Genomic DNA, 18,815 nt, shown 5'->3' with positions numbered 1-18,815 from the left:
ACGGCGCGTGGGCGGGGGGTAGAGGAAGCAGGCCGTTTCATGACCACCGATTACGGCCGCCCGAGCCGCTGAGCGATGGACGCCGGGTTCTGGCGGCAATCGAGCACGGCCACGACCGTGGCGATGTCGCCTTTCAGGTCGTAGTAAATGGCGAAAGGAAAGCGCCTGGATAATGTGCGGTGCAGGCGGCTATCGGGTCTGGGGTGAACACCCGCGTACAAGGCGAGTGCATCGATCTCTGCGGACAGGCTGTCGAGAAAATAGTCGCCTATGCCCGCCTGCTGCTGTTCGTAGAACACATAGCCTTCCAGGAGATCGGTTTCCGCCGACCGGGCAATCTGCACCCGCGCCACGTCACGCCGCCCTGACCTGCGCGCGAATGCGTTCCTTGGCCTGCGTCCAGGGTGTGACGGGTTCGGTGCCGCCGTCCAGGCGCTGCAGGCGCTGGGCCAGCACTTCCCGGTGCCAGGCGGGAACGGCGGCCTGCTCGGCCTGTGCGCTCAGGGCATCCCACAGCGCTTCCATGAGCCGCAACTTTTCGGCCACGGGCAGTTCGGCGATGTTGATGGTGGTCATGGCGGCTCCAGTGCGTCAACCGAGGAATGTTAGCCCAACTAGTACGGGGATGGTTTTTCTTGCATGTTCAAGCAAGTAAACGTTGATATTTGATACTTTTAAGAATTATCGTCCTGGCCAACAATCGCTGCATTCATTCACAGGAGACCGCCATGTCCTTTGCCGTCGTTGACGACAACCGCACCGCCATCCGCCAGGACGCCGCCTGGCTCGACGCCCACTGGATGCCGTTCACCGGCAACCGCAACTTCAAGGCGAATCCGCGCATGGTGGTCGGCGCCCAGGGCGCCTACTACACCGATGCCGACGGGCGCAAGATTTTTGACGGCCTGTCGGGCCTGTGGTGCTCGGGCCTGGGCCATGGCCGCAAGGAAGTGGCCGAGGCCATCGGCCGCGCCGCCGCCAACCTGGACTACGCCCCGGCCTTCCAGTTTGGCCACCCGGCCGCATTCGAACTGGCCAACCGCATCAAGGACTTGACCCCGGCGGGCCTGGACTATGTGTTCTTCACCGGATCCGGCTCCGAGGCGGCCGACACGTCGCTGAAGATGGCACGCGCCTACTGGCGCGCCAAGGGCCAGGGCGGCAAGACGCGGCTGATCGGCCGCGAGAAGGGCTACCACGGCGTGAATTTTGGCGGCATCTCGGTGGGGGGCATGGTGGGCAACCGCAAGCTGTTTGGCCAGGGCGTGGAGGCCGACCACATGCCCCACACCCAGCCGCCGCTGGGCTCGTTCTGCCGTGGCATGCCCGATACCGACGGCCGGGCGTTGGCCGACAAGCTGCTGGACGTGATTGCCCTGCATGACGCGAGCAACATCGCCGCCGTGATCGTCGAGCCGTTCTCGGGCTCGGCCGGCGTCGTCATTCCGCCCGCGGGCTACCTGCAGCGCCTGCGCGAGATCTGCACGCAGAACAACATCCTGCTCATCTTCGACGAGGTCATCACCGGCTTTGGCCGCTGCGGCGGCTGGACGGGCGCCGAGGTGTTCGGCGTGACGCCCGACATCATGAACTTTGCCAAGCAGGTCACCAACGGCGCCCAGCCGCTGGGCGGCTGCGTTGCAGCCAAAGAAATCTACGACACCTTCATGGCCGCGGGCGGGCCCGAGTACATGCTGGAGTTTGCCCACGGCTACACCTACTCGGCCCACCCCGTGGCCTGCGCGGCGGGCAACGCGGTGCTGGACATCCTGCAGAAGGAAGACATGCCGGCGCGCGTCAAGGCGCTGTCGCCGTATTTTGAGAACGCCGTGCATGGCCTCAAGGGTGCGAAGCATGTGGCCGACATCCGCAACTACGGCCTGGCTGCGGGCTTCACCATCGCCAGCCTGCCCGGCGAGCCGGCGCGCCGCCCCTACGAGGTGGCAATGAAGTGCTGGGACAAGGGCTTCTACGTGCGCTACGGCGGCGACACGATTCAGCTGGCGCCGCCCTTCATCAGTACCGAGGCCGAGATCAACCGCCTGGTCAGCGCTCTGGGCGACGCACTGCAAGAGACCGCCTGAACCTGGGAGCGCCGGCGTCCCGCCGGCTCTCCATGCTCCACGCACCATAAAAACAATAGCTATCAGCGCTTACCAGATAAGCGCTACACCCACTTTTTATCAAATTTTCAGCAGCACCTCATGCACCACGACCAGAACGTCACCGCCACCGTAGGCCACCTCATTGACGGCCAGCTCGTCGCCGACACCGAGCGCACCCAGCCCGTGTTCAACCCCGCCACCGGCCAGTCGACCACCAGCGTGGCGCTGGCGAGCAAGGCCACGGTGGAGGCGGCCATCGCCAGCGCCGAGGCCGCCTTCCCCGCCTGGCGCGCCACGCCACCGCTCAAGCGCGCGCGGGTCATGAGCCGGCTGAAAGTGCTGCTGGAAGAAAACGCCGACAAGATCGCCGCCATGATCACCGCCGAGCACGGCAAGGTGCTGTCCGACGCGCACGGCGAGATCCAGCGCGGCATAGAAAACGTGGAATACGCCAGCTACGCCCCCGAGCTGCTCAAGGGCGAACACAGCCGCAACGTCGGCCCCGGCATAGACAGCTGGGCCGAGCACCAGGCGCTGGGCGTCACGGCCGGCATCACGCCGTTCAACTTTCCGGCCATGGTGCCGCTGTGGATGTGGCCCATGGCCGTGGCCTGTGGCAACACCTTTGTCTTGAAGCCCTCCGAACGCGACCCGAGCAGCACCCTGTTCATCGCCCAGCTGGCGCTGGAAGCCGGTCTGCCACCCGGCGTGCTCAACGTCGTCAACGGCGACAAGACCGCCGTCGATACGCTGCTGCAAGACCCGCGCGTGAAGGCGGTGAGCTTTGTCGGCTCGACGCCGATCGCCGAATACATCTATTCGGAAGGCTGCAAGCATGGCAAGCGCGTGCAGGCCCTGGGCGGCGCCAAGAACCACGCCGTGCTGATGCCCGACGCCGACGTGGCCAACGCCGTCAACGCGCTGATGGGCGCGGCCTACGGCAGCTGCGGCGAGCGCTGCATGGCCATCCCGCTGCTGGTGGCCGTGGGCGACGAAGTAGGCGACGCCGTGGTGGCCGGCCTGAAGGCCGAGATCGCCAGGATGAAGGTCGGCCCCGGCACGGACAACGGCAACGACATGGGCCCGCTGGTCACGCGCCAGCACTTTGAGAAGGTCAAGGCCTATGTGGACAGCGGCGTGGCCGAAGGCGCGCAGCTGGTGGTGGACGGCCGCGGCGTGCAGGTGGCGGGACATGAGGACGGCTACTTCCTCGGCGCCTGCCTGTTCGACAACGTCAAACCCGGCATGAAGATCTACCAGGAGGAAATCTTCGGCCCCGTGCTCGGCGTGGTGCGCGTCAAGACGCTGCAAGAGGCCATGGCGCTGATCGACGCGCACGAGTACGGCAACGGCACCTGCATCTTCACGCGCGACGGCGAGGCCGCGCGCTACTTCACCGACCACATCCAGGTCGGCATGGTGGGCGTGAACGTGCCCCTGCCCGTGCCCGTGGCCTACCACTCCTTCGGCGGCTGGAAGCGTTCGCTGTTCGGCGACCTGCACGCCTACGGCCCGGATGCCGTGCGCTTCTACACCAAGCGCAAGACCATCACCCAGCGCTGGCCCAGCGCCGGCGTGCGCGAGGGCGCGGTGTTCAGTTTTCCGAGCAGCCGCTGACCACGCGCCGATTGCACTCAATGCACAAGGCCCCCGAGCCGTGAGGTTCGGGGGCCTTGTGCATTCTGCGAGGACTTCAGTCGAGCGTGATGCCGGCGGTCTTGATCACGCCGCGCCACTTGTCCACCTCGGTGCGCAGGAACTGCGCCGAGGCCTGCGGATCCAGGCCCGAGGCCAGCACGCCCATGGAGTCGAGCTTGGCCTTCACGTCGGGCACGGGCAGGGCCTTGGCGATCTCGGCGTAGAGGCGATCGACGATGGGCTTGGGTGTGCCCGCCGGCACGGCGGCCAGGAACCAGGCATCGGCCGTGAAGCCCTTGAGGCCGGCCTCCGACATGGTGGGCACGTTGGGCATGGCCGGCAGGCGCTCGGTGTGCGCCACGGCCAGCGCGCGCACCTTGCCGGCGTTGAGCTGCGAGGCGATCGTCACCGCCGTGAGAAAGCCGAAATCCGTCTCACCCGCCACCAGCGACACCACCGACGGCGCGCTGCCCTTGTACGGTATGTGGCTGACCTTGACCTTGGCCTGCATGGCGTACAGCTCCGCCCCCAGATGGTTGGGACCGCCCGTGCCGGACGAGGGGTAGTTGAGCTTGCCCGGCGCAGCCTGCGCCGCGGCCGTCAGGTCTTGGAGCGACTGCAGCGGGCTTTGCGTGCCCACGGTCAGCACCAGCGGGCTGCGCCCGACCAGGCTCACGGGCGCGAAGTCGCGCAGCGGGTCGTAGGGCAAGCGGGAGTACAGACCCGGCGCCATGGACATGCAGCCCACATCGCCCAGGATGACGGTGTAGCCGTCCGGTGGCGCCTTGGCCACCAGGTCGCAGCCTATGGTGCCGTTGGCGCCAGGCTTGTTCTCCACCACCACGCTGGTCTGCATGCTCTCGCCCAGCTTTTGCGCCAGCAGGCGGCCCAGGATATCGGTCGAGCCACCGGGCGCGAACGGCACGATGAGGCGTATGGGCTTGGACGGGTAGGCGCCTTGCTGGGCCTGCGCCACAGGAGCGGCCAGCAAGGCCACGAAAGCCAGGCCGCCGGCCAAGGCGCGCCATGGCGCGCGGATGCAACCGGGGGCGCCGCTGAATGGATGGGTAATGGGTTCGTTGGATGGTTGAAAAACGCGGCGCAGCTTATCAGCTCCCATGGACTTGCGAGACGCAGAGCCCACTTCAGGCACGCTTGCGCCCGGCCACGGGCCTGGGCCGGCGCAGCGTGTCCGCATCCAGGATCAGTCGCCCCTGGATGCGCCCCTTCATGCGCTTGACGCTGCTGGCGGCGTCCTGCATGTGCTGGTGCATCAGCACGCGCACCCGCTCGGCGTCACGCGCGCGGGCGGCCTGCACGATGTCGCGGTGGAACTGCGCGTTGGCCTCGCCAAAGCGCCGGTGCTCGGTCTGCGGCGTGCGGTTGCCGAAGACGATGAGCTGGCGAATCATCTCGTTGATGAGCTCGCAGGAAAAGCGCAGGAAGGGGTTGGGATTGGCCGCGGCCAGGATGTCGTGAAAGTTCACATCCTCGCGCCGCTGGGTGAGCAAATCCTCATGGCTTTGCGTGGGGTCACAGCAGCTGATGCTGTGCTCCAGCGCCTCGAAGTCGGCCTCGGTCAGGTGCGGCACGGCGCCTGCCGCCAGCTCGGGTTCGAGCATCTGGCGCACGGTGTAGATGTCGTCGATCGTCACCTCCTGGAAGAACAGGTAGTTCTGCATGAACTGCAGCGTGCGATCGAGCGGCACCTCGGCGATGGTGCCGCCACCCGCCGGACCGGTGGAGATGGTGATCAGCCCCTGCACCTCCAACGACTTGAGCGCCTCGCGGATCGTGCCCTTGCTGACCTGGAACTGCTCCTGCAGCTCGATTTCACGCGGCAGGCGGTCGCCGGGACTGAGATTTTTCTCGGTGATCAGGCGCTTGACCTCCTGGGCCACGAGATCCGAGCGCTTGAGCTGTTTGATCGCCAATGAGGAAGTCTTCGGTTTGGTCATGGTCAGTTCAAGGGTTTTCACGCGTAATGTTTATTGTATTTATCACTATAAACAGGAGTTAAGGGGTTCGTACGCATTGCAGGCATGAAATTGCGCTCACGCACTCCGAAATCGGCCCCGGAACCAGTCACTACACCTACACCGCCACGGAGACACCACATCATGCAACGTCGTCACCTTCTGCAACTTGCCGCGCTCGGCGCCCTGCCCTCCTCGCTGTCGCTGGCACCCACTGCCTGGGCACAGGCCAAGGACGCGATCCAGTTCGGCTGCCCGGTACCCATGTCGGGCCCGTTCGCAGCCAACGGCAAGTTCGCCGACCTGGGCATGAAGCTGGCCATAGAGCAGTACGGCAAGGCGCTGGGCCGGCCGCTGGCCTATACGCTGCTGGACACCGAGGGCAAGCCGGCGACGGCGGTGCGCAAGGTGCAGGAATCGGCACAGCAGCAGGGCGCACGCTTCTTTGCCGGCGGCATTCTGTCGTCCGAGGCGCTGGCCATGGGCAAGGAGGCCGAGAAGGCCGGCGGCGTGTTCATCACCACGGCCGGCGCCGACGAGATCACCGGCAAGGACTGCAACAGCGCCACCTTCCGCTGGTCCGTGCCCACCTTCGGTGCCATCGAGCAGACCGTGCGTCCACTGGTAGAGGCCATGCCGAAGGCCAAGCGCTGGTACACGATCACGCCGCAATATGTGTTCGGCGATGGCCTGCTGTCGGCAGCCAAGAACATCTTCAAGGAAAAGGGCATAGAGCATGTGAGCAACAGCTACCACTCGCTGACCGAGAAGGAGTTCAGCGGCTACCTCACCAACGCCGTGGCCGCCAAGCCCGATGTGCTGCTGCTCTTGAACTTTGGCGCCCAGTCGTCCGACACGCTGCGCCAGGCCATCAGCTTCGGCATGCACAAGAACATGACCATCCTCATCGCCTGGGCCTCGGGGCTGGAGCAGTTCGAGTCGCTGGGCGCCGACCTGTGCGACGGCGTGTACTTTGGCGCGCAGTACTGGCACACGGCGGACGCCCCGCAAAACCTGGATCTGGTCAAGCGCTGCCAGGACAAGTTCAAGGCCAACCCCAACTACAGCCTGGCGGGCTCCTACATCTGCACCAAGCTGCTCATCGACGCCATCGTCAAGGCCGGCTCGGTGGAGCAAAAGGCCGTCATCGCCGCACTCGAAGGCATGAAGTACCAGGGCCTGACGGGCGAGGAGGAGGTGCGCAAGGCGGACCACCAGGTGCTCAAAAACTACTACCTGCTCAAGGGCAAGGCCAAGGCGAAGATGAAGAACAAGGATGACTACGTGGATGTGATCAGCTCCGGCAAGTCCTTCCTGCCCGTGGACCAGACCGGCTGCAAGCTGGCCTGACGCCCCGCCGCCATCTTTAAGCAAAAAGGCCATTCAGCGCTTTCCAGCAAAGCGCTGACAGCTATTTTTCTAATAGCCAATCATGAGCATCTACCTGCTACAGACCATCAACGGAATCGGCATTGGCATGCTGTATTTCCTGTTGGCCGTGGGCCTGTCCATCGTCTTCGGTCTGCTGCGCTTCGTGAACTTCGCGCACGGTGCGTTCTACCTGATAGGTGCTTACTTTTGCTACCAGATGACGCGCTGGGGCTGGAGCTTCTGGTGGACGCTGCTGCTCGCCCCCCTGGCCGTGGGGGCGATCGGCTGGCTCACTGAGAAGCTGCTGCTGCGCCATGTCTACGCCAAGCCGCACGAGTTCCACATCCTGGTCACCGTGGGCCTGGCCCTGGTGGTGCAGGAGCTCGTGATCCTGCAGTGGGGGCCGCTGGGCGACAGCGTGGCCGTGCCGGATCTGCTGCAGGGCGTGGTCATGTGGGGCGGCTTTGTCTACCCCAAGTACCGGCTGTTCGTGATCGGCTTCACAGCCGTGCTGGCGCTGCTGCTGTGGTGGCTGCTGGAGGGCACGCGCCTGGGCAGCGCGGTGCGCGCCGGCAGCGAATCCACCGAGATGGTGTCGCTGCTGGGCCTGAACGTGTTCGCCATCTTCAGCCTGGTGTTCGCGCTCGGTGCAGCCACGGCGGCGCTGGCCGGCGTGCTCGCCGCGCCGATACGCGGGGCCGAGCCCTTCATGGGCATAGAGGCGCTCGGCGTGGCCTTCGTCATCGTGGTGGTGGGCGGGCTGGGCAGCTTCAGCGGGGCGCTGGTGGGCGGCATTCTCATCGGCATCGTGCAAAGCGTGATGAGCACGCTGTGGCCCGAAGGCGCACGCCTGATGATTTACGTGGCCATGGCCGCCGTGCTGTTGCTGCGCCCCCATGGCCTGCTGGGCCGCAAAGGATGATCCCCATGACCAGGCATTCCCACCTTTTCCTCGCGCTGGCCATCGTCATCGCCATGCCGCTGTTCATGCAGTCGGGCTCTCTCGCCAGCGAGGTGCTGATCTACGCCCTCGCCGCCATGGGCTGCAACCTGCTGCTGGGCTACACGGGGCTGCTGTCGTTCGGCCAGGGCATCTTCTTCGGCCTGGGCAGCTACACCATCGCCTTGCTGCTCACACGCTGGCCCCTGCCCATGCCGCTGGCGCTGCTGGCGGCCGTGGCCATGGGGGCCATGGGCGCGGCCGTGGTGGGCTGGATCGCGATTCGCCAGCGCGGCACCTACTTCGTCATGCTGACGCTGGCATTCGCGCAGATGTTCTATTTCCTGGCCTATTCGCTGCCCGGCCTGACGGGCGGGGACAACGGTCTGCTCGATATACCGCGCCCGTCGCTCGCCGTCGCCGGCCAGACGCTGTGGCCGCTGGTCTCGCCCTGGCAGTACTACGGCTTCGTGGCCGTGCTGTTCCTGCTGGCGTTCTGGCTGCTGCGCCGCGTCTGCGATTCGATGTTCGGCCGCACGCTGCTGGCCGTGCGCGACAACGAGGAGCGTGCCGCCGCCGTGGGTTACGACCTACGGTTGCTGAAGCTGCAGGCCTTCGTGATCTCGGGCGCCGTCACCGGCCTGGCCGGCGCCCTGCACGCCATGATGACCGGCATCGCGCCGCTGTCCAACGTGGAGTACCACACCAGCGAGATGATCATCGTGATGACCGTCATCGGCGGCACCGGCAATCTGTTGGCCTCGGTGCTGGGCGCGGCCTTCTACGTTCTGCTGGGCGACTGGCTGTCCACGCTGTGGCCGCGCTGGCTGCTGCTGCTAGGCGTGGTGCTGATGGTTGTGAGCCTGGGCCTGCAGCGCGGCCTGTGGGGCCTGGGCGAGAGCCTATGGGCGCTGCTGCGCCGCAAGGGGCCGGAGCCCGCCACACCCGAAGCCGCCGCATCGAACGGAGGCCAGGCATGAGCACCACCGCACCCATCCTGCTCGAAGCCCAGGGCGTGGCCAAGCATTACGGCAAGTTCGTCGCCCTGGGCGGCGTGGACCTGAAGGTGCGCGCCAACACCGTGCATTCGGTGATCGGCCCCAACGGCGCGGGCAAGACCACGCTGTTCCACATGCTCACCGGCACCAAGGCCGTGAGCGGCGGTCGCATCCTGTTCGACGGCCATGACGTGACGCGCGAGCCCGACCACCGGCGCGTGCGCCGCGGCATGGCGCGCTCCTTCCAGGTCACCAGCCTGTTCCTGACCCTGCCGGTGCGCGAGAACCTGCGCCTGGCCGCGCAGGGCGTGGCGCCGGCCAAGGCGCTGGACTGCTGGAACGCGCCCACGGGCGCGCGCTCCTGCGCCGACACCGTGGCCCAGGTACTGGAGCGCGTGGGCCTGGCGCGCCACGCTGGCACGCCGGCCGGCAACCTGTCGCACGGCCAGCAGCGGCGGCTGGAAGTGGGCATGGCCCTGGCCGCGAAACCGAAGGCCATCTTCCTGGACGAGCCCACGTCCGGCATGGGCATTGACGACCTCGACGACATGAAGCGGCTGATACAGGGCCTGAAAGACGAGCACACCGTGGTGCTCATAGAGCACAACATGGGCATCGTCATGGACATCTCCGACACCATCACCGTCATGCAGCTGGGCCGCGTGCTGGCCGAGGGCGTGCCCGCCGAGATCCGCAACGACGAGCGCGTGCGCACGGCCTACCTGGGCAATATGATCACCGGAGGCAAGGCATGAAGACATTGCTGTCGGTGGAGTCCATACACGCCCATTACGGCAAGAGCCATGTGCTGCAGGGCGTGTCGCTGCAGGTGCAGGAGGGCGAGCTCGTCACCCTGTTGGGCCGAAACGGCGCCGGCAAGACCACCACGCTCAAGACCATTGCCGGCGTGATGCAGCCCACGCAGGGCCAGGTGCGCTTTGCCGGCGAAGCCACAAGCCGCCTGGCCACGCACCAGGTAGCGCAGCGCGGCATCTGCCTGGTGCCCGAACACCGCGGCATCTTCAAACTGCTGACGGTGGAGGAAAACCTGCTGCTGGCGCAGCGCAAGAAGTCGCCCTGGCAGCTGGCCGACGTGTACCGCATCTTCCCGCGCCTGCAGGAGCGCCGCACGAACGGCGGCGGCCAGCTCTCGGGCGGCGAGCAGCAAATGCTGGCCATTGGCCGCGCGCTGATGAACGCGCCGCGCCTGCTGATGCTGGACGAGCCCGTCGAAGGTCTGGCCCCGGTGATCGTCGAGGAGATCGTGGCCCAGCTCAAGACAATCAAGGCTGCGGGCGTGACCATTTTGCTGGTGGAGCAGAACCTGGAGGTCTGCACGCAGCTGGCCGATCGCCACTACATCATCGAACAGGGCTGCATCGTGCACGAGGCCGGCAACGCCGAATTTCTGGCCGACGAGGCCGTCAAGGATCGCTACCTGGGCGTAGGCCTGGTGTGAAAGGAGTAGTCACCATGGACAGGCATCTTCCCCCCAATGCGGCCCTGGCCGCTCTGCGCATAGACGGCGCGCGGCTGTGGCAGTCGCTGATGGACCTGGCGCAGATCGGCGCCACACCCAAGGGGGGCGTGTGCCGCATCGCCCTCACCGACCTGGATCGCCAAGGCCGCGACCTGTTCGTGCAATGGGCGCGGGGCGCCGGCTGCAGCATCCGCGTGGACGCGATCGGCAACATCTTCGCGCGCCGCGCGGGCCAGGACGACAACCTGCCACCGGTGATGACCGGCAGCCATATCGACACGCAGCCCACGGGCGGCAAGTTCGACGGCAACTACGGCGTGCTGGCCGGCCTCGAAGTCGTGCGCACGCTCAACGCCGCCAGCGTGCGCACGCGCGCGCCCATCGAGGTGGCGGTGTGGACGAACGAGGAGGGCTCGCGCTTCGTGCCGGTGATGATGGGCTCGGGCGTGTTTGCCGGCGCCTTCACGCTGGAGCATGCGCTGGCGCAGCGCGACGCGCAGGGCGTGAGCGTGGGCGAGGCGCTGGCATCCATAGGCTATGCGGGCCAGCTTGGCCCGGCACCTGCCGTGGGTTCGTATTTCGAGGCTCATATCGAGCAGGGCCCGGTGCTGGAGAACCACGCGCGCGTGATCGGCGTGGTCACCGCCGCGCTGGGCCAGCGCTGGTACGACGTCACCGTCCAGGGCATGGAGGCCCACGCCGGCCCCACGCCCATGGAGCTGCGCCGCGACGCGCTGCTGGCCGCCAGCGAACTGGTGCTGGAGGTGAACCGCATAGCAGTGCAGCGTGCCCCGCATGCGCGCGGCACCGTGGGCACGATGGAGCTGTTCCCGAATTCACGCAACGTGATTCCGGGTCGTGCCAGCCTGAGCGTGGATTTGCGCGCGCCCGACGATGCACAGCTGCTGGATATGGATGCCGCACTGCGCGCCGCCTGCGCGCGCATCGCCACGGAACGCAGCCTGCAGATCACGGTGGAGCAAGTGGTCTACTTCCCGCCCCAGCCGTTCACGCCGCAGCTGGTGCAGGCCGTGCGCGCCAACGCCGACGACCTGGGCTATAGCAGCATGGACGTGGTCAGCGGCGCCGGCCACGACGCCGTGTACCTGGCGCGCGTGGCGCCCGCGGCCATGATCTTCGTGCCCTGCGACGACGGCATCAGCCACAACGAGATCGAGAACGCTGCAGCCGAGCACCTCGAGGCCGGCTGCAACGTCCTGCTGCGCGCCATGCTGGCGGCGGCGGAGGTCGTGGCATGAAGATCCTGATAGCGCGGCTGAACCACGAGACCAACACTTTTTCGCCCGTGCCCACGCCCATCGCGGCGTTTTCTCCCGCCTATGGTGAAGAGGCTTACCACGCCAACAAGGGCATGCGCACCGCCATGGCGGCCTTCATCGACCTGGCCGAGGGCCTGGGCGCGACGCTGGTCACGCCGGTGTCGGCCATGGCCAACCCCAGCGGCCCGGTGCATGCCGCGGCCTACGATGAGCTGACGCGCCGCATCGTGGAAGCCGCGCCGGGCTGCGACGCCATCCTGCTGGATCTGCACGGCGCCATGGTGGCTGAGAACAGCGCCGACGGCGAAGGCGACCTGCTGGCGCGCGTGCGCGCCGCAGCGCCCGGCGTGCCCCTGGGCGTGGCACTGGATCTGCACGGCAACATCACCGAGCAGATGGTGCAGAACGCCGATGTGATGGTGGGCTTCAAGACCTACCCGCATATCGACATGTACGAAACCGGCGAGCACGCCGGCCGTCTGCTGCTGCAGATGCTGCGCGGCGAGGCCAGTTACCGCGTGTGCTGGCACCCGCTGCCGCTGATGAGCCACACGCTGCGCAGCACCACGCTGGAGGGCGCCATGCGCGATGCCGTCGATGCCGCACGCCAGCTGGAACACGGCGGCCTGCCGGCGGTGACCGTGTTCGCCGGCTTCTCTCTGGCCGACATAGAGGCGCCCTGCATGAGCGTGGTCGCCACCTGCCGCGAGGAGGATCTGGACGCAACCCAGGCTGCCGTGGACGACCTGGCACAACAGATCTGGCAGCGCCGCGCCGACTATGTCTACCGCAGCGAAGCGCTGGCCGATTCGCTGCGCCGCGCCGCAAACCTGGCCCAGGGTGCCACGCGCCCCGTGCTGCTGCTGGACCATGGCGACAACTGCATGTCCGGCGGCACCTGCGACACCATGGACGTGCTGCAGGCGGCCCTGGCACAGGGCCTCACGGGCATCGCCGTGGGCCCCATCTGCGACCCCGAGACCGTGGCCACTCTGATCAAGGCCGGGGTGGGCGCCGAGGTGGAGGTCGCCCTGGGCAACAAGGTGCCGTTGGCTCAACTGGGCCTGCACAAAGAGCCGCTGCAACTGCGCGGCCGGGTGCATGCGGCCAGCGATGGCGGCTACACCGTAACCGGCCCGATCTACACCGGCCAACGCTGCCACATGGGCCGCTCGGTATGCCTGGACATAGGCAGCGCGCAGATCGTGGTCACCGAGCAGCCGCACGAGCCCTGGGATCTGGGCGTATTCCATTGCGTGGGCGTGGATCCCACGCGCTTTCGCTACCTGCTGCTCAAGTCGCGCATGTACTGCCGGCCGGTGTTCGTGCCGCTGTCCGCCGGCCTGGTGGAATGCGACAGCCCAGGCGTCACCACCTCGGACTATGCGCGCTTCCCCTTCACGCATGTGCATCGTCCCGTCTATCCGCTCGACTCGCTCTAAACAAGCTGCGCATCTGGACTGGGTTGCGCCACATCAAGGCGGATGTCATCGCTTGACAGCATGCTGGCAGTGGCTATGGTTCGGCCGTCGTGGACACCGGGAGGTCTGCAATGACAGTGACGCGCTACGCCCTGGCTGCACTCGCATGGATCGCAGCCGCCCTGCCCGCACAGGCTCTGGACGTTGATCGTGCCGAGCGCCTTTACACCCGGCATTGCGCGGTATGCCATGGCGCTGATCGAGGTGGCTACATAGGCCCGGCGCTGAACCGGGACGTCACCAAGCTCACGAAGGAGCAGGTGGCCGGCCGCATTGTGGCGGGCAAGCCACCGACACTGATGCCGCAGCATCCCTCATGGCGCGGCGTCTTGCCCGCCAGGGATCAGGCCCTGCTGGCCGAGCTCATCACCACCCAGCCGCAACGCAACCTGTCCTGGGGCATGCAGGACATTCGCGACTCTCTGCAAGTGCTGGTAGCGCAGGAGTCCACCCTGCCGACTGCGCCCACCTATCGCATCACGGCCATGAACGACCTGATGGCCGTCATGTCGCGCAGCCGCCAGGGAGCGGGCAAGGAAGCCAAGGTGCTGTTCTACGACGGGCGCACGCACCGCCAGGTGGGTGCGGTGGCGACGGAATTTGCGCCACACCTGATGGATTTCCATCCCACCGACCCGCGCTGGGCCTATGTTCGCGACGATGCCGGCTGGGTGCACAAGGTGGATCTGTACTCCATGCGCACCGTGCGCAAGGTGCGTGCGGGGTTGAACGGGATTTCACTGGCGGTTTCGCGTGACGGGCGCTATGTGGCAGCAGGCTCCTACGTCCCGCACACCATGGTGATCATGGACGCGAGCACGCTGGAGCCGCTGCACATGATCGAGCTCGCTGGCGTCGATCCGGACGGCAGGCATGTGCCGGCCGATGCCGGCATCATCACCGCCACGCCTTACGCCAACTGGTTCGTCGTGGCGCTGGAGCAGGCGGGGCAGGTGTGGATCGTGGATCTGGATCAGCGCGGCATGCCCATCACCGCCGTCACCAACGTGGGGCGCCATCTGCACGACGGCTTTCTCTCCCCCGATGGCCGGCATTTCGTGGTCTCCTCATACGACGACAACGTCAACACCGTGATCGACCTGGCCCAGGCGCGCATCGTGCGCAAGATCCCGGTCGGCTGCAAGCCGCACCTGGGCTCTGGCGCCCTGGTGCGCTCGGGCGGACACCTGCTGGGCATAGGTACCAACATCGGCGAGGTGGACTGCCCGTCCTACGAGGTGACCGTGTTCGACATGGAGAGCTTCGAAGTGGTCAAGCGCATCCCGGTGGCAGGGCCCACCGAGTCGCCGGCCGCACATCCGAATGCGCCGTGGATCATCGTGGACATCGTGGGCACCGGCCCGAATGCCAACAAGCTCCAGTTCATCGGCAAGGAGTCGCTCGAGGTGGAGCACACGCTGGAGGTGGCCGGCCGGCTTGGTCATTCGCATTTTCCAGAGTACACCGCGCGCGGCGATTTTTTCTACGTCAGCGCGCGCTATCGCGGAGATCGCAGCCAGGGCCTGCCAGGTGGACAGCTGGTGATTTACGACGCGCACACGCTCAAACAGGTCAAGTCCATTGACGTGGACGTTCCTGCGGGCGTGTTCTCGCATGTTCGTTCGCGCTCGGTGACCGTAGGGCTGCAACCGCCTGTACCGCACTGACACTCACTCACGCCCTGACCCATTCACCGCTGCCTCGGCAAAACTGTTTCGCCCTGCAAGCGCCTTGCGCGCATGGGTGCATCAAGAGGGCAGTCGTACAATCGCCGCTCAATGCGCCGCTGACATTCCACCCGGCGGTTCGGATTTGGAATGGCTTGCGCCGGAGAAACAACAATGCCCAACGACCAGACCCCTGACACCGCAGACAAGCGCGCCCTGCTGCGCAAGGCCGCGCTCGAATACCACGAGTTCCCCCAGCCCGGCAAGATCACCGTTGGCGCCACCAAGCAGATGATCAACCAGCATGACCTGGCGCTGGCCTATTCGCCCGGCGTGGCCGCGCCCTGCGAGGAGATCGTCAAGGACCCGAACGCCGCCTTCAAGTACACCGCGCGCGGCAACCTGGTTGGCGTGGTGACCAACGGCACGGCGGTGCTCGGCCTGGGCGACATCGGGCCGCTGGCCGGCAAGCCGGTGATGGAGGGCAAGGGCGTCCTTTTCAAGAAGTTCTCGGGCATCGACGTGTTCGACATCGAGATCAACGAGAAAGACCCCGAGAAGCTGGTCGAGATCATCGCCAGCCTGGAGCCCACCTTCGGCGGCATCAACCTGGAAGACATCAAGGCGCCCGACTGCTTCTACGTCGAGCGCAAGCTGCGCGAGCGCATGAAGATCCCGGTCTTTCACGACGATCAGCACGGCACGGCCATCGTCGTCGGCGCTGCCATCATCAACGGCCTGAAGGTGGCGGGCAAGGACATCAAGACAGCCAGGCTCGTGGCCTCGGGTGCGGGCGCCGCGGCGCTGGCCTGCCTGGGCCTGCTGGTCAAGCTGGGCCTGCCGCGCGAGAACATCTGGGTCACCGACATCGCCGGCGTGGTCTACGAGGGCCGGGCCGAGCTCATGGACGAGGACAAGGCCTTCTTCGCGCAAAAGACCGAGCTGCGCAGCCTGTCCCAGGTGATTGAGGGCGCCGACATCTTCCTGGGCCTGTCCGCCGGCGGCGTGCTGAAGAAGGACATGGTGGCCAGGATGGCGCCGCGCCCATTGATCTTCGCGCTGGCCAACCCGAATCCCGAGATCGCGCCCGAGGACGTGAAGGCCGTGCGTGACGATGCCATCATCGCCACCGGCCGCACCGACTACCCGAACCAGGTCAACAACGTCCTGTGCTTCCCCTACATCTTCCGCGGCGCACTCGATTGCGGCGCCACCACCATCACCACGCAGATGGAGATCGCGGCGGTGCACGCCATCGCCGAGCTGGCCCAGGCCGAGCAGAGCGAGGTGGTGGCCAAGGCCTATGCGGGCGAGGCGCTGGCCTTCGGCCCCGAGTACCTGATCCCCAAGCCGTTCGACCCGCGCCTGATGATGAAGATCGCGCCGGCCGTGGCCCAGGCCGCGTTGGATTCCGGCGTGGCGCTGCGCCCGATCGCGGACATGGATGCCTACCGCGACCACCTGCAGACCTTCGTCTACGCCTCTGGCACGACCATGAAGCCCATCTTCACGGCGGCCAAGATGGGGACGAAGAAGCGCGTTGCCTACTCCGAGGGCGAGGAAGAGCGCGTGCTGCGCGCGGCACAGATCGTGGTGGACGAACATATCGCCCGGCCCACGCTGATCGGCCGCCCGACGGTGATTGCCGAGCGCCTCGAAAAGTTCGGCCTGCGCCTGAAGGAGGGCCAGGACTACGACGTGGTGAACGTGGAGGACGACCACCGCTACCGCGACTTCTGGCAGACCTACCACCGCATGACCGAGCGCAAGGGCGTCACGGTGCCGATCGCCAAGATCGAGCTGCGCCGGCGCCTGACGCTGATCGGCTCCATGCTGCTGCACAAGGGCGAGGTGGACGGCCTGATCTGCGGCACCTGGGGCCACACCGCACACCACCTGCAGTACATCGACCAGGTGATTGGCCGGCGCGCCGGCGTGCACACCTATGCCTGCATGAACGCCCTGCTGCTGCCCAATCGCCAGCTGTTCGTGGTGGACACCCATGTGAACTACGACCCCACGGCCGAGCAGCTGGCCGAGATCACGATCATGGGGGCCGAGGAGATATTGCGCTTTGGCCTCAAGCCCAAGGCGGCGCTGCTGTCGCACTCCAACTTTGGCAACAGCAACCAGCCCAGCGCCGTAAAGATGCGCCAGACGCTGGAGCTGCTGCGCGTGCAGGCCCCCTGGCTGGAGGTGGACGGCGAAATGCATGGCGACATCGCCCTGGACGGCAAGGCGCGCATGGCCCTGATGCCGCACAGCACGCTGGCGGGCGACGCCAATCTGTTGGTGATGCCCAACATCGATGCGGCGAATATTGCCTACAACCTGCTCAAGACCGCCGCCGGCGGCAACATCGCCATCGGCCCGGTGCTGCTGGGCGCGGGCCAGCCCGTGCATATCCTCACCCCCAGCGCTACCGTGCGCCGCATCGTCAACATCACGGCCTTGACGGTCGCCGACGCCAACGCGGCGCGGTAAGCCGCGCTCCCGAATCCTGCGCCCTGCCCCCGTCAGGGCCATGCGCAGCGCGCCTGCTGCGGGATTCAGGATAATTAACCTTTTGCGCCTGCCCATTTTTTGGGTAGGCGCTTGCCTTTTGGTGGCGTTTTTGTCACACTAACCGGTTGAAATTTCGGGTTAACCCGCAATTTCTGAAAGGTGTAGTGGATGTTGAAGGCTGTCGCCAACCGGGCGTACAAGGCAATTGTGGCGTGCGCTCTGGGTGCTGCGGTGGTGCTGGCACCGGCTGGCGTGGGCGCGCGGCAATGGCAGGACACCCCCGTCTCCTCCCCCATCGCGCTGGCCGAGCTGCCCAAGGAGGGGCGTGCCACCTATGCGCTGATCCACGAGGGCGGGCCGTTTCCGCACGACAAGGATGGTTCGGTGTTCGGCAATCGCGAGCGGCAGCTGCCCGCCAAGAAGCGCGGCTACTACCGGGAGTACACGGTGCGCACACCAGGGGTGGCACACCGGGGCGCCAGGCGCATCGTCTGCGGCGGCGCCAAACGCATGCCCGATGCCTGCTATTACACCAGCGACCACTACACGAGCTTTCGAGAAATCAGGCAATGAACCCGATGATGTCTTCAAGCGCAGATTTCATGGTGCGATCCGATGTGGAGCACCATTTCCCTTTTCATTCGCAGGACAGCTCGCTGGCGCTTGCGGACACTGTAATTCGTGAATCTCTAAGAGAAAGAGCAACGGAGATGGAAACGCCACTTCGTCAAGAGCAGGACACGCTGTTGCGCGGCGTGCGCCCGAACATCGTGCAGTCGATACGCGCCTTTCGCGTACACGACCTGCAGGAGACGGCGCGCGTGCTGGGCCAGCATTTCCTGTATGCCAACCTGGCCCATGCCCAGACCAAGCAGGATGTGCTGGAGCTGATCGCCACGCAGTTCACCTTTCCGGCGCATTTCGGCAAGAACTTCGACGCGCTGTACGACTGCATGACCGACCCGCTGCACAAGGCCGGCCCGCAGCCAGGCTTTGTCGTGGTGCTCGAGCAGATCCCGGCCACGGTGAAGTTTGACAAGGAAGCGCGCGAGCAACTGCTGGACATCTTCCGCGATGCCGCCGACTACTGGAGCGACCGCAAGATCGCCTTCCGCTGCTTCTATTCTTTTCTGTAGCCCGTTCTGCAACCGCCGGCCAGGCGGAACGGGCTGAGGAACCGCGCCAAGGCGCTGCCTCCCAGGCCACGCAGATTGAAATCACCCCCACGGGCGAGAAGATGCCCACCGACAAGCTGGTGGATGTGTCCCCGCTGGCCCTGCGCATGAGCAGCCCGTTCAACGTAGGCTACTGGCTGGCAGCGGCATAGTCTGGCTGGGGCGTTGAGCGTTGAGCGCGAACAGCCGCCGAACGCTC

Annotated in this window: 17 protein-coding genes; 13 read left to right on the top strand and 4 right to left on the bottom strand. The window is 66.2% G+C overall.

Going from position 1 to position 18,815, the window contains the following annotated elements:
- Nucleotides 1-50 precede the first annotated feature (50 nt).
- Nucleotides 51-353 (bottom strand): type II toxin-antitoxin system RelE/ParE family toxin, encoded by a 303-nt coding sequence (locus P4826_RS13350; RefSeq protein WP_317700861.1) that lies wholly within the window; start codon nucleotides 351-353, stop codon nucleotides 51-53.
- Between the two features lies 1 nt (nucleotide 354).
- Nucleotides 355-576, bottom strand: coding sequence for an addiction module protein (locus P4826_RS13345; protein ID WP_317700860.1), 222 nt, complete (start codon nucleotides 574-576; stop codon nucleotides 355-357).
- A 152-nt stretch (nucleotides 577-728) separates the two neighbouring features.
- On the opposite strand from P4826_RS13345, the gene aptA reads away from it, so the two are divergent.
- Nucleotides 729-2,084: an omega-aminotransferase AptA gene (gene aptA / locus P4826_RS13340; protein ID WP_317700859.1), complete on the top strand. Its 1,356-nt coding sequence runs from the start codon at nucleotides 729-731 to the stop codon at nucleotides 2,082-2,084.
- 120 nt (nucleotides 2,085-2,204) lie between these two features.
- Entirely contained in the window at nucleotides 2,205-3,722 is a 1,518-nt protein-coding gene (locus P4826_RS13335; protein ID WP_317700858.1) for a CoA-acylating methylmalonate-semialdehyde dehydrogenase, read from the top strand.
- A gap of 76 nt (nucleotides 3,723-3,798) precedes the next feature.
- Here P4826_RS13335 and P4826_RS13330 read toward each other — a convergent pair whose 3' ends face one another.
- Entirely contained in the window at nucleotides 3,799-4,863 is a 1,065-nt protein-coding gene (locus P4826_RS13330) for a Bug family tripartite tricarboxylate transporter substrate binding protein (protein WP_317700857.1), read from the bottom strand.
- A gap of 25 nt (nucleotides 4,864-4,888) precedes the next feature.
- Nucleotides 4,889-5,701 carry a FadR/GntR family transcriptional regulator gene (locus P4826_RS13325; RefSeq protein ID WP_317700856.1) on the bottom strand — a complete coding sequence of 271 codons (813 nt, stop codon included), beginning with the start codon at nucleotides 5,699-5,701 and terminating at the stop codon, nucleotides 4,889-4,891.
- A 162-nt stretch (nucleotides 5,702-5,863) separates the two neighbouring features.
- On the opposite strand from P4826_RS13325, the gene P4826_RS13320 reads away from it, so the two are divergent.
- The 11 genes from P4826_RS13320 to P4826_RS13270 all read left to right on the top strand — a co-directional run bounded on the left by P4826_RS13320 (nucleotide 5,864) and on the right by P4826_RS13270 (nucleotide 18,577).
- Entirely contained in the window at nucleotides 5,864-7,069 is a 1,206-nt protein-coding gene (locus tag P4826_RS13320; RefSeq protein WP_317700855.1) for an ABC transporter substrate-binding protein, read from the top strand.
- 82 nt (nucleotides 7,070-7,151) lie between these two features.
- Complete coding sequence (locus P4826_RS13315; RefSeq protein WP_317700854.1) at nucleotides 7,152-8,012, top strand: branched-chain amino acid ABC transporter permease; 861 nt, start codon at nucleotides 7,152-7,154, stop codon at nucleotides 8,010-8,012.
- Nucleotides 8,013-8,017: 5 nt separating this feature from the next.
- A complete protein-coding gene (locus tag P4826_RS13310; protein ID WP_317700853.1) occupies nucleotides 8,018-9,010 on the top strand; it encodes a branched-chain amino acid ABC transporter permease in 993 nt (330 codons plus the stop codon).
- Entirely contained in the window at nucleotides 9,007-9,783 is a 777-nt protein-coding gene (locus P4826_RS13305; protein ID WP_317700852.1) for an ABC transporter ATP-binding protein, read from the top strand. The genes P4826_RS13310 and P4826_RS13305 overlap by 4 nt, the downstream gene beginning before the upstream one ends.
- Nucleotides 9,780-10,487, top strand: a complete 708-nt coding sequence (locus P4826_RS13300) for an ABC transporter ATP-binding protein (protein ID WP_317700851.1) — start codon at nucleotides 9,780-9,782, stop codon at nucleotides 10,485-10,487. The genes P4826_RS13305 and P4826_RS13300 overlap by 4 nt, the downstream gene beginning before the upstream one ends.
- 14 nt (nucleotides 10,488-10,501) lie before the next feature.
- Nucleotides 10,502-11,767 carry a Zn-dependent hydrolase gene (locus P4826_RS13295; RefSeq protein ID WP_317700850.1) on the top strand — a complete coding sequence of 422 codons (1,266 nt, stop codon included), beginning with the start codon at nucleotides 10,502-10,504 and terminating at the stop codon, nucleotides 11,765-11,767.
- Entirely contained in the window at nucleotides 11,764-13,230 is a 1,467-nt protein-coding gene (locus P4826_RS13290) for a M81 family metallopeptidase (RefSeq protein ID WP_317700849.1), read from the top strand. The genes P4826_RS13295 and P4826_RS13290 overlap by 4 nt, the downstream gene beginning before the upstream one ends.
- Before the next feature lie 110 nt (nucleotides 13,231-13,340).
- A complete protein-coding gene (locus tag P4826_RS13285) occupies nucleotides 13,341-14,936 on the top strand; it encodes a cytochrome D1 domain-containing protein (RefSeq protein WP_317700848.1) in 1,596 nt (531 codons plus the stop codon).
- Nucleotides 14,937-15,110: 174 nt separating this feature from the next.
- A complete protein-coding gene (locus P4826_RS13280; RefSeq protein WP_317700847.1) occupies nucleotides 15,111-17,420 on the top strand; it encodes an NADP-dependent malic enzyme in 2,310 nt (769 codons plus the stop codon).
- A 189-nt stretch (nucleotides 17,421-17,609) separates the two neighbouring features.
- Nucleotides 17,610-18,014 carry a guanyl-specific ribonuclease gene (locus P4826_RS13275; protein WP_317700846.1) on the top strand — a complete coding sequence of 135 codons (405 nt, stop codon included), beginning with the start codon at nucleotides 17,610-17,612 and terminating at the stop codon, nucleotides 18,012-18,014.
- 137 nt (nucleotides 18,015-18,151) lie between these two features.
- Complete coding sequence (locus P4826_RS13270) at nucleotides 18,152-18,577, top strand: barstar family protein (RefSeq protein ID WP_317700845.1); 426 nt, start codon at nucleotides 18,152-18,154, stop codon at nucleotides 18,575-18,577.
- Nucleotides 18,578-18,815 lie beyond the last annotated feature (238 nt).

Source organism: Diaphorobacter limosus, from assembly GCF_033100095.1.
Taxonomy (GTDB): domain Bacteria; phylum Pseudomonadota; class Gammaproteobacteria; order Burkholderiales; family Burkholderiaceae_C; genus Alicycliphilus; species Alicycliphilus limosus.
This window is presented reverse-complemented; position numbering and strand designations above follow the sequence as displayed.

Excerpts from the sequence above, each read along its gene's own strand:
- P4826_RS13330 (WP_317700857.1), bottom strand. The coding sequence starts at position 4,863 with ATGGGAGCTGATAAGCTGCGCCGCGTTTTTCAACCATCCAACGAACCC.
- P4826_RS13310 (WP_317700853.1), top strand. The coding sequence starts at position 8,018 with ATGACCAGGCATTCCCACCTTTTCCTCGCGCTGGCCATCGTCATCGCC.
- P4826_RS13285 (WP_317700848.1), top strand. The coding sequence starts at position 13,341 with ATGACAGTGACGCGCTACGCCCTGGCTGCACTCGCATGGATCGCAGCC.
- P4826_RS13280 (WP_317700847.1), top strand. The coding sequence starts at position 15,111 with ATGCCCAACGACCAGACCCCTGACACCGCAGACAAGCGCGCCCTGCTG.
- P4826_RS13315 (WP_317700854.1), top strand. The coding sequence starts at position 7,152 with ATGAGCATCTACCTGCTACAGACCATCAACGGAATCGGCATTGGCATG.
- P4826_RS13345 (WP_317700860.1), bottom strand. The coding sequence starts at position 576 with ATGACCACCATCAACATCGCCGAACTGCCCGTGGCCGAAAAGTTGCGG.
- P4826_RS13320 (WP_317700855.1), top strand. The coding sequence starts at position 5,864 with ATGCAACGTCGTCACCTTCTGCAACTTGCCGCGCTCGGCGCCCTGCCC.
- aptA (WP_317700859.1), top strand. The coding sequence starts at position 729 with ATGTCCTTTGCCGTCGTTGACGACAACCGCACCGCCATCCGCCAGGAC.
- P4826_RS13335 (WP_317700858.1), top strand. The coding sequence starts at position 2,205 with ATGCACCACGACCAGAACGTCACCGCCACCGTAGGCCACCTCATTGAC.
- P4826_RS13325 (WP_317700856.1), bottom strand. The coding sequence starts at position 5,701 with ATGACCAAACCGAAGACTTCCTCATTGGCGATCAAACAGCTCAAGCGC.
- P4826_RS13270 (WP_317700845.1), top strand. The coding sequence starts at position 18,152 with ATGGAAACGCCACTTCGTCAAGAGCAGGACACGCTGTTGCGCGGCGTG.
- P4826_RS13290 (WP_317700849.1), top strand. The coding sequence starts at position 11,764 with ATGAAGATCCTGATAGCGCGGCTGAACCACGAGACCAACACTTTTTCG.
- P4826_RS13305 (WP_317700852.1), top strand. The coding sequence starts at position 9,007 with ATGAGCACCACCGCACCCATCCTGCTCGAAGCCCAGGGCGTGGCCAAG.
- P4826_RS13275 (WP_317700846.1), top strand. The coding sequence starts at position 17,610 with ATGTTGAAGGCTGTCGCCAACCGGGCGTACAAGGCAATTGTGGCGTGC.
- P4826_RS13295 (WP_317700850.1), top strand. The coding sequence starts at position 10,502 with ATGGACAGGCATCTTCCCCCCAATGCGGCCCTGGCCGCTCTGCGCATA.
- P4826_RS13300 (WP_317700851.1), top strand. The coding sequence starts at position 9,780 with ATGAAGACATTGCTGTCGGTGGAGTCCATACACGCCCATTACGGCAAG.